The sequence below is a fragment of the Laspinema sp. D2d genome (assembly GCF_025370755.1).
GTDB lineage: Bacteria > Cyanobacteriota > Cyanobacteriia > Cyanobacteriales > Laspinemataceae > Laspinema.
This window is the reverse complement of record NZ_JAMXFC010000010.1, coordinates 99,001-113,364: the sequence shown is the minus strand read 5'-3', so window position 1 is coordinate 113,364 and position 14,364 is coordinate 99,001. Positions and strand designations below refer to the sequence as shown.

At 47.1% G+C, this 14,364-nt stretch carries 12 protein-coding genes; 8 read left to right on the top strand and 4 right to left on the bottom strand.

Translation table 11 applies throughout. The features are described from left to right. Positions 1 to 128: 128 nt before the first annotated feature. Positions 129 to 443: an RNA recognition motif domain-containing protein gene (locus NG796_RS09480; protein WP_261206191.1), complete on the bottom strand. Its 315-nt coding sequence runs from the start codon at positions 441 to 443 to the stop codon at positions 129 to 131. Positions 444 to 1,313: 870 nt separating this feature from the next. Here NG796_RS09480 and NG796_RS09475 point away from each other — a divergent pair. The 3 genes from NG796_RS09475 (at position 1,314) to NG796_RS09465 (ending at position 5,176) form a co-directional block, all read left to right on the top strand. Further along, on the top strand, positions 1,314 to 1,775 hold the full coding sequence (locus tag NG796_RS09475; protein WP_261206190.1) for an ABA4-like family protein: 462 nt from the start codon (positions 1,314 to 1,316) through the stop codon (positions 1,773 to 1,775). Positions 1,776 to 1,960: 185 nt separating this feature from the next. Continuing rightward, positions 1,961 to 3,979 (top strand): amylo-alpha-1,6-glucosidase, encoded by a 2,019-nt coding sequence (locus tag NG796_RS09470; RefSeq protein WP_261206189.1) that lies wholly within the window; start codon positions 1,961 to 1,963, stop codon positions 3,977 to 3,979. Positions 3,980 to 4,243: 264 nt separating this feature from the next. Next, positions 4,244 to 5,176: a hypothetical protein gene (locus NG796_RS09465; protein ID WP_261206188.1), complete on the top strand. Its 933-nt coding sequence runs from the start codon at positions 4,244 to 4,246 to the stop codon at positions 5,174 to 5,176. A 132-nt stretch (positions 5,177 to 5,308) separates the two neighbouring features. Here NG796_RS09465 and NG796_RS09460 read toward each other — a convergent pair whose 3' ends face one another. Continuing rightward, a complete protein-coding gene (locus NG796_RS09460; protein WP_261206187.1) occupies positions 5,309 to 5,818 on the bottom strand; it encodes a rhodanese-like domain-containing protein in 510 nt (169 codons plus the stop codon). Between the two features lie 260 nt (positions 5,819 to 6,078). On the opposite strand from NG796_RS09460, the gene rsmA reads away from it, so the two are divergent. From rsmA to NG796_RS09445, 3 genes are all read left to right on the top strand, one after another. Beyond that, positions 6,079 to 6,918 carry a 16S rRNA (adenine(1518)-N(6)/adenine(1519)-N(6))-dimethyltransferase RsmA gene (gene rsmA / locus NG796_RS09455; RefSeq protein ID WP_261206185.1) on the top strand — a complete coding sequence of 280 codons (840 nt, stop codon included), beginning with the start codon at positions 6,079 to 6,081 and terminating at the stop codon, positions 6,916 to 6,918. A 10-nt stretch (positions 6,919 to 6,928) separates the two neighbouring features. Then, entirely contained in the window at positions 6,929 to 7,882 is a 954-nt protein-coding gene (gene ispE, locus NG796_RS09450; RefSeq protein WP_261206183.1) for a 4-(cytidine 5'-diphospho)-2-C-methyl-D-erythritol kinase, read from the top strand. A 70-nt stretch (positions 7,883 to 7,952) separates the two neighbouring features. Next, entirely contained in the window at positions 7,953 to 8,282 is a 330-nt protein-coding gene (locus NG796_RS09445) for a DUF3082 domain-containing protein (protein WP_261206181.1), read from the top strand. A gap of 144 nt (positions 8,283 to 8,426) precedes the next feature. Here the strand turns inward: NG796_RS09445 and NG796_RS09440 are convergent, their stop codons facing one another. Both NG796_RS09440 and NG796_RS09435 read right to left on the bottom strand, forming a co-directional pair. After that, positions 8,427 to 9,227 carry a TIGR03943 family putative permease subunit gene (locus tag NG796_RS09440; protein ID WP_261206179.1) on the bottom strand — a complete coding sequence of 267 codons (801 nt, stop codon included), beginning with the start codon at positions 9,225 to 9,227 and terminating at the stop codon, positions 8,427 to 8,429. Between the two features lie 474 nt (positions 9,228 to 9,701). After that, a complete protein-coding gene (locus NG796_RS09435; protein ID WP_261206276.1) occupies positions 9,702 to 10,787 on the bottom strand; it encodes a permease in 1,086 nt (361 codons plus the stop codon). A gap of 675 nt (positions 10,788 to 11,462) precedes the next feature. On the opposite strand from NG796_RS09435, the gene NG796_RS09430 reads away from it, so the two are divergent. Both NG796_RS09430 and NG796_RS09425 read left to right on the top strand, forming a co-directional pair. Further along, on the top strand, positions 11,463 to 12,563 hold the full coding sequence (locus NG796_RS09430; protein ID WP_261206177.1) for a GGDEF domain-containing protein: 1,101 nt from the start codon (positions 11,463 to 11,465) through the stop codon (positions 12,561 to 12,563). 405 nt (positions 12,564 to 12,968) lie between these two features. Then, positions 12,969 to 14,351: an ATP-binding protein gene (locus NG796_RS09425; protein ID WP_261206175.1), complete on the top strand. Its 1,383-nt coding sequence runs from the start codon at positions 12,969 to 12,971 to the stop codon at positions 14,349 to 14,351. The last annotated feature ends 13 nt before the right edge of the window (positions 14,352 to 14,364 follow it).

The following is a 14,364-nucleotide window of genomic DNA, read 5'->3' as shown; positions in this document are numbered from 1 at the left end:
AGAGATGACTTAGAAGCTTGGTTATATATCTCACAAATATAAGAAATGCTGAGGCACTTCATCAAGTGCCTCAGCGCTTTCATAGAGAATTCAAAGGGTTGAATTGTTGTATTCTGCGATCGCCAAGATTAGTAACGATTAGAGGAGAAATTGCTGTTTCGACGACCACCACCGCCTCCACCACCGAAGGAACTCCGGTTTTCCCGGGGTTTGGCTTTGTTAACCTTCATATCGCGACCCATCCATTCGGCACCATCCAGTGCTTCAATTGCCGCAGCTTCTTCACTCTCACTCTTCATTTCCACAAAAGCAAAGCCGCGAGGACGGCCTGTTTCCCGGTCTGTGGGAAGGTGAACTCGCTGAACCGAACCATATTCGGCAAAAACAGAAGTTAAATCTTCTGGGGTTACTTCGTAAGAAAGGTTGCCTACATAAATAGACATGGGATGTCTCCAAAATTCACGAGTTGTAGAGTTTGAGATTTCGGAGAGAAGCTGCCAATACGAAAAGGGAAATACCTACTCAATACCAGAAACAAATGCTACTACCGAATTCACTCTCGACAGACATATTAGCACGCTTTGGTCAAAATGGGAACCCCTAAAACGGCTTTTTACAAAAATTAACATTCTCCCCGAACCTATCAGTGGCGATGATGAGAGTTTACGGTCACAAGCCTTCTTCCACAAGGGGTACAGCCGGATCAATGTTTGGTTTATCCTCAACTTTAAGACTGGGCTGCACCCAGAAAAAACGGTGTTCTTCGCTGTTGGCCTGGGCGTGATTCAAAAGTTGTAACTAAGAATACAAAATGTCTGGTAGGTAATCCTATCCTCGGCGATCGCCCCGGGATCAAAGGAGTGACCTATTCTCCAGAGGCTTAGGTCAAAGGGTGGCTTGTGAGAACGAGGAAACTGGAGGATTCTCTGTTGAACCCAGAACGGTTTTTATCCCGAGAAAATTCCCTGAAAAAAAAATAGAGACGCAATCTCAATCGCGTCTCTAGGCCATTCACCGAAGTTCAACCCCCCGCCGCAAAAGCGACCATGACCAAAGCAGAAAGGGCTAAACCGGGGGAAAGTAACAGCACCAGCATTAATAAATCATGAACAGTCATTAGAGTTCTCCTGGGATTGGATAGGAACCGTTAAGCGGTGGTTTTCGCTAATCTTAGCACGGGTTGCTAGAATGTACCGGACTCTGGGCCCGAGGCCACCCCATAGGGATTACTTCTGCAAAATTCTCGCACTGGATTTTGTGCGGGAGTGGTTTTATTGTAACCTTTTGTTAAATTGACAGCAAAACAGCAACCCATGAACCTCGAACTCTTGTTTAATGCCGGTAACCTCTTTGTCTTGCCCTTCTGGTTCTTGATGATTGTCTTACCCAATTGGGGAGTCAGCCGCAAGGTGATGGAATCCTATCTGCCCTTTGTTCCCCTAGCCCTTTTGTATATTTATCTGTTTTTCGGACAAGTGGACGCAGAAACAGCCCAATCCATGTCTAATCCCACCCTGGCAGATATTGCCCGGTTTTTTGGCAATGAAGGGGCTGCTGCTACGGGGTGGGTTCATTATTTAGTCATGGATTTGTTTGTAGGTCGCTGGATCTATTGGCAAGGACAGCAGACCGGGGTTTGGACGACTCACTCTCTGCTGTTATGCTTGTTTGCAGGTCCAATGGGATTGTTATCTCATTTGGTCACTGCAGGAGTCACAGAAAAGTTTTTCCCCAAACCTGACTCTGTATCTAGCCCCGTTTCTGCGGAAGGATGAAAAGAGGGGACTCTTGCAGAATAATTTTCTCACATTTGTGTAGAAAACAGAGGATTAAATAACAAAAATTGGGGGAAATAATCCGGGGTTTTGGGGCAGGAGCTTAAGACTGCCCCTAAGACATCCGGGGTCATAGTTCAGTCTTGAAATCAACATCATTTAATCTAAATAAATGGAAGAAAATTATGCGTAAAATTGAACTGGGTCGAGAACTTTGTGGCGATTTGGTAACATCTGAATCTCGCGAATGGCTGGTCACGAATGGGACAGGCAGCTATGCCTCGGGTACGGTGGCTGGACTGTTAACACGCCGCTATCATGGGTTACTAATGGCTGCACTTGCTCCGCCGTTGGGTCATACCCTGTTGTTTTCTAAGTTAGATGAAGTCGCGAGTTATGGTGGCGATCGCTATCCGCTATTTACTAACCGATGGGCCGATGGAACCGTAGAACCCGAAGGATATCGGGTACTCGAACGGTTTCATTTAGAGGGTTCTATTCCGGTGTGGAGTTATGGGTTTGGAGATGCGTTGTTAGAAAAACGGATTTGGATGCAGCAAGGGGAAAATACCACTTACATTTATTATACCCTGCGTCGGTCTAGTTTGCCCATTACTTTAACAATAAAAGGGTTTGCAACCTATCGCGATCGCCATCATACGACCCAGGGAAATAGCCGGTTGATGCAGGTGGAGTCAGTGAGTTCGGGTCTGTGTATTACAGCATTTCCCGGGGCAGTTCCGCTCTATTTGTATGCCGTTGGAGGCGCAGTCAGTCCGGCGCATCAGTGGCATTATGGGTTTGATTTGGCGGTAGAAAAGAGTCGGGGTGGGGACTGCGTGGAAGATTTACTGCAAGTAGCAACCGTTCAGGGCGAGTTACAACCGGGACAATCGTTGGCGATCTCAGTGAGTACCGACTCCCATGCCAGTTTAGGGGTAGAACGTGCTTTACAGTCTCGTCGGCAGTGGGATCAACAGTTAATTAAACGGGCCCTGAAAGGGAAAGGATTGAAAGGGAAACCGGGGAAAGTATATCAATTGTCCCGAAAATCCCCAGAGTGGGTGCGTGAGCTTGTGTTAGCTGCCGATCGCTTTATTGTCGATCGCCCTTACCCAAACCATCCCGATGGCAAAACAATTATTGCCGGATATCCTTGGTTTGGGGATTGGGGACGGGACATGGCGATCGCCCTGCCCGGTTTAACCCTCTGTACTGGACGTCCGCACATTGGAAAATTGATTCTCCAAACCTTTGCCCAGTATGTGAATCAAGGAATGTTACCCAATCGGTTTCCCGATCAGGGAGAAACCCCGGATTATAATACGGTGGATGCGACTCTGTGGTATTTTCAGGCGATCCGGGCTTACTATCAGGCGACAAAAGATAAAAAGCTGTTAAAACAATTATGGCCAGTGTTGCGAGAGATTATAAACTGGCATCAACAAGGTACAAGATATCACATTCAGATGGATCAAGCCGATGGATTGCTTTATGCCGGGGAACCGGGAGTGCAACTGACTTGGATGGATGCGAAAGTAGGGGACTGGGTGGTGACTCCGCGCCAAGGTAAGCCGGTGGAGGTGAATGCATTGTGGTATAATGCCTTGCGAACTATGACGGTGTTTGCGCGGAAGTTAGGAAAGCCCGAGGGGGAATATCAGAAGTTAGGCGATCGCACCCGGGCTGGATTTGAGCGGTTTTGGAATGAAGCGTTAGGCTATTGTTACGATGTGATTGATACGCCGGATGGAGATGATCCTTCCTTGCGCCCGAATCAGATTTTTGCTGTATCTTTACCGGATAGTCCGTTACCGGGGAACCAACAACGAGCGGTAGTTGAGGTTTGTGGGCGATCGCTTCTCACTTCCTACGGCTTGAGGAGTCTGGCGGCGACAGATCCCAACTATATCGGACATTACGGGGGAACCCTCCTAGAACGGGATGGGGCTTACCATCAGGGAACGGTTTGGGGATGGCTGATTGGACCTTATATTTCAGCTTATCTGCGGGTTACAAAGGATCGTAAAACTGCGGCTACATTTCTTGACTCTCTTGCCAATCATTTGTTAGAGGCTTGTCTGGGTAATCTCAGTGAGATTTTTGATGGGGATGCGCCGATGAAGCCGACGGGGGCTTTTGCTCAAGCTTGGACGGTGGCGGAAGTGCTGCGAGTGGTTGCAGAATTAAAGATTGAACAGTAAGCGATAGTGCGATCGCCATTCCCTGCGGCTGAAGTAGCAAGGGGAAAAAGAACGGGACGGGTTCGAGCGATCGGCGTCATTGTTGTGAGACTTTATACGGTGTTGAAAGCTCAACCCTGCTGAAATGACGAGATTTCCTGAGCGTTTTGTGCGGTTCCAACCTGTTCTCGATTCTAAATATCAGCCAAAAGGAGGCAGCCTAGCAGGGCGATCGCATTTATCATAGGGACAAGTTTACCAATTTTTTCTAAAAGGGTTAGCATCATGTCAGTTCAAAAAATAGCCGTTGCCGTCATTCATGGCATGGGGTCGGGAGATCCGGATGTGGATGAAGGGAAGTTAGAACAACCGGAATATTTTAGTCAGTTATCCCGCCAAATTATCGAAACATTTGCCCAGAAGTTGGGGATTTCCCCAGAAGAAGCGGAACAGCGATTAGTCTTTGAATATATTTATTGGGCACCGCTGCTGCAACCGGAACAACAAGAGTTATGGGAAAAAGTGAAGGGAGACAATTTGCGGTTTGAATGGTTGCGGTTTTTTTTCATCAATGTGTTAGGAGATACAATCGCCTATCAAGTCACCTCGGAACGCGATCGGCGTCTGTATGATCTGATTCACGCTAGGGTTGCAGAAAGTCTGCGAAATTTAGCGGAAAAAGCCGGTCCCACCGCCCCTCTCTGCACCATTGCTCATAGTCTAGGCACTGTGATTGCCAGCAATTACTTTTATGATCTTCAGGAATTTACTCGGACTCGGGGGAGTAAAGTGCTGATGCCTGAATCAGTCACCAATGAGATGGGAAATACCCCGTTAGAACGGGGGGAAACTCTGACTTTATTTTATAGTCTCGGCAGTCCGATCGCCCTGTGGAGTTTGCATCAAAAGTTTGATCGTCCCATCCAGGTTCCGGCGAAGCAGTTATCAGCTTATCATCCGGATTTAGTCGGGGAATGGGTTAATTTTTATGACCCGAATGATATTATTTCTTATCCGCTCAAGTCCCTCAGTCCAGAATATGATCAGGTGGTCACGACCGATTGGCCGGTGAATGTGGGGAATTTATTAACCAGTTGGAATCCCCTCTCTCATGTTGCCTATTGGAGTGATGACTTTATTACAGGGGCAATTAGTGAAGCGTTAGCAAGTACCTGGAAAGTCGTTAATTTGGACTCTTTAACGGCGATCGCTCAATAGGCTGAAAAGTACCATAAAAATGCCTGAGTAGAGACGCGATTGATCGCGCCTCTACTATCTGGAAGCAGGGCCAGCCTAGAATCGAAATTTAGGCTTAATTCCCCAATTTATCCTAGACTTGAGAAGTGAACTCTAGCGATGTTGCTGAGATTTTTTAGCTTCCAAATCGCCTTGCTTGGCGACACGAGCTGCCACATTACTTTCACTTTTCTTCACAGAACTAGGACCGGAAGGACCTTCCACGGAAATAATCCCTTCGGTGGGACCGCCGATCGCTTTCCAAGCCGGTAAACCGCCTTTAATTTCAGCAACATTGATGAAACCACCGCTACGCAGTTCAGTAGCAGCTTGTTTGGTTTGCTCGTCGCTGTCTCCATACAGGTAGATATCCCGCTTGTATTCTAAGCTGGAACTGACGGTCTCGGCGAGGTTCTCCATAGGCATGGTGATTGCGCCGGTGATGCGTTCGTAGTTGAAAGATTCGCGATCGCGCACATCAATAATGGTTAAACCGGGTTCTCCCCATTCCAGACGCGACTTAAGTTCTCCGGGGGTAACCTGGGGTTTTAAATCCGGTGGCGTCGGGGTAATATTCGGTAGACTTTCTTTGACTTGTTTGATGTTGTCTGCTAAATTTGCCATGATAATTGTATATCCTTATGGTGTTTTACACGATAGGTAAACTTTAGTAATTTTTACTCTAGCTTTCCTCTCCCTTAAGGTAGAACGTTTTTAATTTCTTTCTTTGTGGGGGGATGAAAGTCGGTCTCCCCAGCAAATCCGCAAAAATTCCTCCTGAAGAAATAAGCTCAAATCTTCCTTGAGAAAGAGGGCAATTTTCCGCTCCAAAACCCGGTAAAATAAAAAAGCTCAACTTTCCACCGAACCCACCCCTGATAAAAATGCCATCGCCTTATCCTCGTAAACAATTTGCTCAACACTGGCTGCAAAGCGATAAAGCCCTCAATGAAATTGTCAAAGCGGCGGCATTATCTCCCGGCGATCGCATCCTAGAGATTGGCCCAGGGACCGGCATCCTCACCCGGCAGTTACTGCCCCTAGCTGAATCTCTAGTGGCTGTAGAAATTGACCGAAATTTGTCCCAAAAACTTGCCAAAAAATTGGGAGATATCCCCAATTTCTTACTCTTATGTTCCGACTTTTTGGACCTGGATTTAGAGTCCGTCTTAACCCAAACTCCGGAACTGTTTCACCATCCCAATAAAGTCGTTGCCAATATTCCCTATAATATCACCGGACCCATTCTGGAAAAACTCCTGGGCACGATTTCCCAACCGCCGCGAATGTCGTATGAGTCCATTGTCCTACTCATTCAAAAAGAAGTAGCTGAACGGATCAATGCTGAACCGGGATCCCGCACTTATGGGGCATTATCCGTGCGGGTGCAGTATGTCGCGGAGTGCGAATATATCTGTACCGTTCCCGCGAAAGCCTTCTACCCCGCACCTAAAGTCGATTCCGCCGTGATCCGGTTGTCGCCGCGACCCTTAGCGATTCCTGCCGATCGCCCCCGATGGTTAGAGACATTAGTAAAAGTTGGGTTTTCCAGCAAGCGCAAAATGTTACGAAATAATTTAAAAGGACTGATTGATCGCGATCAACTGACCCAGTTTCTGGAACAATTAAACATTAACCCCCAAGTGCGTGCCGAAGACCTCAGCGTATCGCAGTGGGTAGCTTTAAGTAACCTTTTAACCCTAGAACCTTCCGTCACCCCTTAAAATATCCCTCATGCGCTCTTATTCCTTGTTTGCACCGGCTAAAATCAATCTATATCTGGAAATTATCGGCGATCGCCCGGATGGGTATCACGAATTATCAATGGTCCTGCAAAGCATTGACTTAGGCGATCGCCTGGAGATTCGCGCCAATGGCACCGAGGAATTTCGGATCCACTGCCAACATCCCGAGGTCCCCTGCGATCGCACCAACCTCGCCTACCGCGCCGCTGAACTGCTCAAAACCAACTATCCAGAAGCTTTTGAGCAATATGGTGGTGCTGATATTTTTATCGATAAACAGATACCCGTCGCTGCCGGATTAGCCGGGGGGTCCAGCAATGCTGCCGCCGTGTTGGTGGGGCTAGAAATGCTCTGGGACCTGGGCTTAACCCAACCGGAATTACAAGATTTAGCCAGTCAACTGGGTTCAGATATTCCCTTTTGTATCACCGGGGGGACCGCCTTGGCAACGGGACGGGGAAACGAACTCGAACCCCTGCCGGATTTAGAAGGATTGTATGTGATTCTGGCAAAATATCGCAGTCTAGGGGTTTCTACCGCTTGGGCGTATCAAACCTATCGCCAGCAATTTGGCAGTACCTACGTTCGAGAATCCACCGATTTAGCAGCGAGACAACAGCGCGTCCATTCGGGACCCATTGTGAAGGCGATCGCTCTTCGGGATGAGATGAAAGTGGTAGAATGTCTGCACAATGACTTAGAAAAAGTTGTGTTGCCGGAATATCCTCAAGTGTTAAAACTGCGGCAAACCTTTGAACAATTTGATGTTTTAGGAACCCTGATGTCTGGTTCCGGACCCACTGTATTTGCCCTCACCGACTCCCGGGAAAAAGCGGAACAAATCCGCGCACAAGTTCAAAACACCCTAGGAAATCCGGACCTAGATTTTTGGATTGCTCAATTCATTAATACCGGGATTCAGTTAGCCCCAGGGGTCCATTAGGGGGATTTGGTTCTCTCGATATCCAAATCCAAACGTTAAAATTTAAACAGTCAATTTACAAGAGAAACTCATGACTAATCCTACACCGACTCAACCCAACCCGCTTTCAGTGACCCATGAAGAACCCGTTCAACCCACCTTGATGCGCTGCTTTATGGGTTCCTTGATTTCTGGAGGGTTTGCTTATGCCTGTATGATGCTCACCAGTGCGATCGCCTCCACCTTTGCCAACAAACCCATTCACTCCGATAATCCGATCGCTGTTAATATTTCCGCAGCAGTTCGGACCTTAGTCACGGGAGTGAGTACCCTGGCAACCTTTGTTTTTGGCTTTGCTGCGTTGGGTTTATTTTGTCTGGGACTGCAACTTTTGTTTCAAAAATTCACAAAAAAATCCTAAATTCTACATTGTGGGAAAGAAATTGGCGGATGCACTCCTGTGACTCCCTGTACTTCATTATTCCAGCAGCCGCTATATATAATAAAATGGAGGCTAAAAACCGGGTTTAACTGACCCGGTTTTTAATTCAAGGAAACCCATCCCTTAATATTCATAAGGATTTCGGGGTTCGGGAATTTCTTCAATAGAATTCGCCACTATCGTCAATTGACGGCGATTTTCCAAAGTTTCCGTTGTCATTTTCCCTTTGATTTCTAACCAAGTATCAGGCGGATAAGCAGTGCGACTTTGGGATAATTTCACCGGCAGCCCCACGGGATAGGCATCTGCCGCACAACAGGTAATCACAAAGCGAGAGATTAAAAAGTATTCCTCGGGCAAGTCCGGGAGATGAATGACAAACCCTTGCACATTGACCTGTTGTCCGGTGTAAGCATCGGGTTCAGGATATACCGTTAACGTGCGCACCCAGTCAATCAGCGATCGCTCCTCGGGTTTTCTGGCGGTGCGAAACGCTTGGGGTTGGGATTGGGTGACGGGTAAAAAATCATTGACATTCCGCATCATTGCCTTATCGCTGGCAAAGACACGGGGACTGATTAGGAACCCGAGGAGTGCCGTGAGTAAGAGCAACATCGCACTCCATCCCGGAGGAAACAGGGTAATATGCTGCGTCGCGGGGGTTCCAGTGCTCGTCCCTCGATTCCGGACCCGTCGCGATCGCCATTGTTGATAGACCAATTGTGCTGCTTTATAGCAGGCCAGCAGAATCAAGAATACCCCAGTCCCGTTGGTGAGGGCAAAGAAATTGGGGTGAATGAGGATATTCAATTCCCCACTCACCCAATATTTGAGGAGTAAGACACCCCAAGCTAAGACGGCGAGGACTTCGATCCAGGGTCCCAAGCTTGAAAATCGGAAAATTTTGGGGAGTTGAACAGCCATATTAGAGATGAAGGTTTCCAGTTGCAAGAGGAACAGGATAGGCGAGGGAAGGATAGGAGCTTACAAGAGTAGGTTTTTCACACATAACTGCACTTCCGGTCCCCTCCCCTTGGCAAGGGGAGGGTTAGGGTGGGGTTCTTCTTCTTGGGCGATTGCCACATAACGCACTCTTTGAGATTATCGCGCCTGTATGGAACACAGGGTGCCAACCTCTTTGTTCGTAACGAGCGATCGCCAATCCCACCGCCGACACCCCTCCAGCCAGTCATTCTTCCTGACGTGGCTTTGCCACGTCAGGAGGACCCCACCCTAACCCTCCCCTTGCCAAGGGGAGGGGACCGGAGATGCAGTGAATAGTAAGGCAAATCACCATAAACATCAAAAACCTACCGTTGTAAGGGGAGAGGAGAGGGAATGGAGGCGGAGATTTCCACCTCTTTTTAAGCCTGTTTCCCCCTTTATTCTAAATTTCTCCTAGCTAAATTTCAAGTTATAAGCCAGGGTGAGTAAAAAGGTTAACTGCCCGGAAATTAAGAACAAGTAAACCAGGGGTTTTGCTTTAAAAATCGACATCATCAGTCCGATACTTTTGATGTCAATCATCGGTCCAAAGACTAAAAAGGCTAATAGGGAGCCGGTGGTAAACGTGGAGGCAAAGGAGAGGGCAAAAAAGGCATCCACGGTGGAACAAATTGAGACGACAGCGCCGAGGACCAGCATGGCAATAATGGAAGTGATGGGGCCTTGTCCTAAGCTGAGAATTAGGTCCCGAGGGGCGGCAACTTGAATGATAGCGGCGATCGCACTGCCGAAGACAAGGACCCCGCCAAGTTCCCGCAGTTCAGCCATGACATTCTCGACAAACAAGCGTAGGCGCTGGGAAAACAGGCGATCGCCGGGTAGGACCGCCCCTGCACCCCCCAAATTTCCGGCTTTCGATGCCAATAACACCGTTTCCATTGTGGTGGCATCGAGGCGCTGGGGACTGCCTGGAGTGCCTAATAAAAACGTTCCTGACTGCAACAGGGGAGAGATATTTTCCGAATCCGAGGACAAATCCGGGGATGTGCGGGTCCCGGAGAATTTTGCGCCGGAGGATTGAGCGATCGCCCGGGCTACCATTGGTTGGACGAAGGGGGTTAAATCTTTTTGAAAACTAAAAATTGACCCAATAATCGTGGCGATCGCCAGGGAAAAAACCACCCGCAACACCACCAGTTCAGGTTGGTCCCGAAATGCCGTCCAAGTGGACCAAATCACAATCGGATTCACCGTGGGAGCCGCCAGTAAAAACCCAATTGCCACCGAGGGAGAGGCCCCCTGCATCAGTAATCTTCGCGCTACGGGGACATTTCCACACTCGCAGACAGGAAACAGAAACCCGATGGAACTCCCGATTAACGCCCCGAGGACCGGGTTGCGCGGGATGGAAGAAATGAGTTTTGTTTCATCGACGAACAACAACAGTGCACTAGAAAACAACACCCCGAGGAGCAAAAAGGGTAGAGCCTCTACAAGCAGACTCATAAACAGGGTAAAGGCGTTGTGTACTTGATTCATCATGCGGTTCGGCTTATTTTTCGCAGTGAGGAGCTTCGATATCAATTAACCCGGGGGGGAAGTCCCCTGATCAGTCCAAATTGTTTACAGGGTGGGGTCGCCATTTGCTGTCAATCCTCCCAGGCAAGGAACGGCAATGAATCCAGAAGAAACTTTGGATGCCTTTGAGATTGAAGCCAAGTGCAAACCATCCTCACTATATTACAGGGTGCGAGGGAAAACCTGGGGCTGATCCTCAGTCCCTGTTTTCTAGGGTACAGTCCCCCCGGGCGATCGACTTTTCCGGGACCACCCCGGGCGATCGCCGGGGTAATGGATGATTGAAACCGGGGTTAAACTATTTAATTTTTAACAAAACATTAAATAAAATTTAATTTAATTTTATCCAATTCATGAATGATTCAAAAAAATTTACTTCCCAATCAGTATCAGCCTCAGTAATTGTATCAAAACATTAAAAAATCTGTGGGATTGCCCAGAAATCTCCTAAATCGGTTTACGATATGCTTATTCAAAATTTTCCCCTTTTGTACCCGATCGCCGGGTATTATTGACCGGAAATCCACGGGCAGACCCTAGTCAATCCCGGTGAACCCTGGCGACTCAACAATCCCCAGGGCTAACTCACCCCTGAAATAGGCCATAATGCTAAACCTTCTAAAGGATGGAGAAGATATGAAAGTTTATACATCAAGTTCAATGGATCTGGGGAATGCTTCTATCTTGAATCAGTCTCCCCCCGATTCATCTTTCTTACTTTCCGATCGGGTCTGTATGAAAACCTTGCATTTAGAGTCAACGCTATCCGCACTCTCCCTTTATGATTATCAGGTGAATGTAGGGGTGATGGGGCGGGAGGTAGCAGAAACTTTTAATGCAAATCCGGTGTTGCCTGGGGTGATTTTGCTGGCAGAAGGTGAACTGTTAGGGATGATTTCTCGGGGGAGATTTTTTGAGCAGCTTTCTCGACCTTACGGGTTAGAATTATTTTTTAAACGGCCAATTCAGGTTTTATATCGGTTCACTCAAATCGAATATTTACGGTTTAAAAGTTCCGTGACCATTGTTGCAGCAGTCCAGGGGGTTTTATCGCGATCGCCGGATTTACTTTATGAACCGATTGTGGTAGAAATCAACCCGGGAACTTATCGCTTGTTGGACGTACATCAATTATTACTCGCCCATGCCCACATTCATGAATTAGCCACAGAATTACTTCAAAACCTGTATCAACAACTAGAAGTCGCCAATCAAGAGTTACACCGACAGGCAACTTTAGATGGATTAACCCAAGTCGCAAACCGGCGAATGTTTGATCGCTATTTATCTCAACAATGGGATCGGCTAACTGAGGAGAACAAACCCCTATCTTTGCTGTTATGTGATATTGATTTTTTTAAGGGGTATAATGACGCTTACGGACACCAAGCAGGCGATCACTGTTTGCAAGAAGTGGCACGAGTTTTAAAGGACTGTGGCAGTCGTCGGGAGGATTTAGTAGCGCGATATGGCGGGGAGGAATTTGCGGTAATTTTGCCCAATACCTTCGCCGATGGGGCGATCGCCGTTGCTGATCGCATTCGTAAGGCCCTCGCCACCCTCCATCTCCCCCATCGGAACTCTCCAGTCTGCGATTGGATTACCCTCAGTATAGGTATTGCTACAGTCATCCCTACAAAACATGACTCCTTAGAACATCTCATTGCCTCCTCAGATCAGGCCCTCTATCGGGCCAAGCAAAGGGGTCGTGACTGCTCAATTTGTCACGAAAATTAACAGATTCGCCAGCTTAAACCCCACCTCGTCGGTCTGGGGACGAGTCGGAATCCGGGGATTTACCAGTCTCTCCGGTTTAAATAGGTATTCCTCAATTCATCCCCTTCCTTTGTTTCATCGGGCTATCACACCGACCCCGAGAAATTGGGTATAATAGAGTGAGGGCTAACCCCGTATTTTAAAAACTTTTGGCGTCAGTATAACCCCTTAGACCCAGGAGGTTTTGGTTTTTAATTCTTGACCGCTCTTGTTGATACCCTAGGTTAATCCCAGGTTAATTTTAATTTAAACTTTTTTAAGGAATTAACCTATAGGAGAGATTTATTGTAAAATAATGAAAGTCTGTAAAATAAATAACTTTTAAATTCTCCATGCTCCCCATTGCCCATCCCGAGGAACCCCGTAATGCTTGCAACATCTGTGGAAAATTTAGAACAATTCCTTCCAGTTACCCCAGACCGACTAGCTGGTAAACTTACATTAGACTCCACCCTTGCGGATCTAACCCTGTTTGATTTTGAAATAGAAGTGACCTGTCCCGGATCCGACCTAGCCAAAGCTTTAGCCGAAAACCCACTACTTCCCGGGGCTATTTTAACCGACTCGGGTAAGTTTGTTGGCACGATTTCTCGGCGTAAATTTTTGGAGCATTTGAGCCGTCCTTATGGGTTAGAATTATTCTCCAGAAGACCCTTAAAAGCCTTACATAACTTTACAAAAATAGAACCTCTCACCTTTCCTAGCTATCTACCCATTGGCATGGCGGCAAGGCAATCTTTAAGCCGATCGCCCGAGTTTCTCTATGAACCGATTGTGATTGAGATGGAACCGGATGTCTATCGTCTCTTAGACGTTCATCAGTTACTCATCGCCCAATCCCAAATCTATGAACTCACCACCCAGATGCTGCAAGAGCAAACCCGTTCTCATACCATTCAAACGGAAAAAATGGCATCGTTAGGGCGGATGGTGGCGGGAATTGCCCATGAAATTAAAAATCCCGTGAATTGTATTTCTGGAAATATGGGATTTTTAGCCAACTACTGTCAAGATTTGCTAGAACTGGTGTCAGTGTATGAGGAAGAAGTAGAGACACCTTCGGCAAAAGTTGTCGAAACCATCGAGAATATTGATTTAGAGTTTTTACGGAAAGATTTACCCAAGCTGGTGCAATCTTTGGTAGTCAGTTCAGACCGACTTACAAAAATTGTTGGGGGGTTACAAAACTTTTCCCATTTGGATGAAACGTCACGTAAACCAGCGGATTTACATGAATGTTTGGATAGTACCCTGTTGATTTTAAACAATCAAATTAAGTATGATATTGAACTGGTCAAAAATTATGGAGACTTGCCCTTAGTGGACTGCTATTCGGGGCAGTTGAGTCAAGTCTTTATGAATTTGCTGGGAAATGCCATTGATGCCATATTAGAACGGAAAGAGCAAGAATCCCGAAATTTGAATAAAAATCCAACTTGGAAACCCCAGTTGGCGATCGCCACGGAACTAATCAACCGCGAAGACCAATCAGCGGTAATTATCCGAATTGCCGATAATGGGATTGGAATTCCCGCTCAAATTCAACAGCGAATTTTTGAGACTTTTTTCACTACAAAACCTGTGGGGAAAGGGACGGGATTAGGATTAGCGATTAGTCATGAAATTGTCCGAGATAAGCATAAGGGTCAACTCAATCTCAACTCCCAAGAGGGAATAGGCACTGAATTTGAAATCATCTTGCCCTTAGACCGAAAAACTGATAGGGAGTTAACTAGCAATGAGGAATAAAAACCGTTTGAAT

Coding starts and splice junctions, on each gene's coding strand:
- NG796_RS09480 (WP_261206191.1), bottom strand. CDS start 443: ATGTCTATTTATGTAGGCAACCTTTCTTACGAAGTAACCCCAGAAGAT.
- NG796_RS09475 (WP_261206190.1), top strand. CDS start 1,314: ATGAACCTCGAACTCTTGTTTAATGCCGGTAACCTCTTTGTCTTGCCC.
- NG796_RS09470 (WP_261206189.1), top strand. CDS start 1,961: ATGCGTAAAATTGAACTGGGTCGAGAACTTTGTGGCGATTTGGTAACA.
- NG796_RS09465 (WP_261206188.1), top strand. CDS start 4,244: ATGTCAGTTCAAAAAATAGCCGTTGCCGTCATTCATGGCATGGGGTCG.
- NG796_RS09460 (WP_261206187.1), bottom strand. CDS start 5,818: ATGGCAAATTTAGCAGACAACATCAAACAAGTCAAAGAAAGTCTACCG.
- rsmA (WP_261206185.1), top strand. CDS start 6,079: ATGCCATCGCCTTATCCTCGTAAACAATTTGCTCAACACTGGCTGCAA.
- ispE (WP_261206183.1), top strand. CDS start 6,929: ATGCGCTCTTATTCCTTGTTTGCACCGGCTAAAATCAATCTATATCTG.
- NG796_RS09445 (WP_261206181.1), top strand. CDS start 7,953: ATGACTAATCCTACACCGACTCAACCCAACCCGCTTTCAGTGACCCAT.
- NG796_RS09440 (WP_261206179.1), bottom strand. CDS start 9,227: ATGGCTGTTCAACTCCCCAAAATTTTCCGATTTTCAAGCTTGGGACCC.
- NG796_RS09435 (WP_261206276.1), bottom strand. CDS start 10,787: ATGAATCAAGTACACAACGCCTTTACCCTGTTTATGAGTCTGCTTGTA.
- NG796_RS09430 (WP_261206177.1), top strand. CDS start 11,463: ATGAAAGTTTATACATCAAGTTCAATGGATCTGGGGAATGCTTCTATC.
- NG796_RS09425 (WP_261206175.1), top strand. CDS start 12,969: ATGCTTGCAACATCTGTGGAAAATTTAGAACAATTCCTTCCAGTTACC.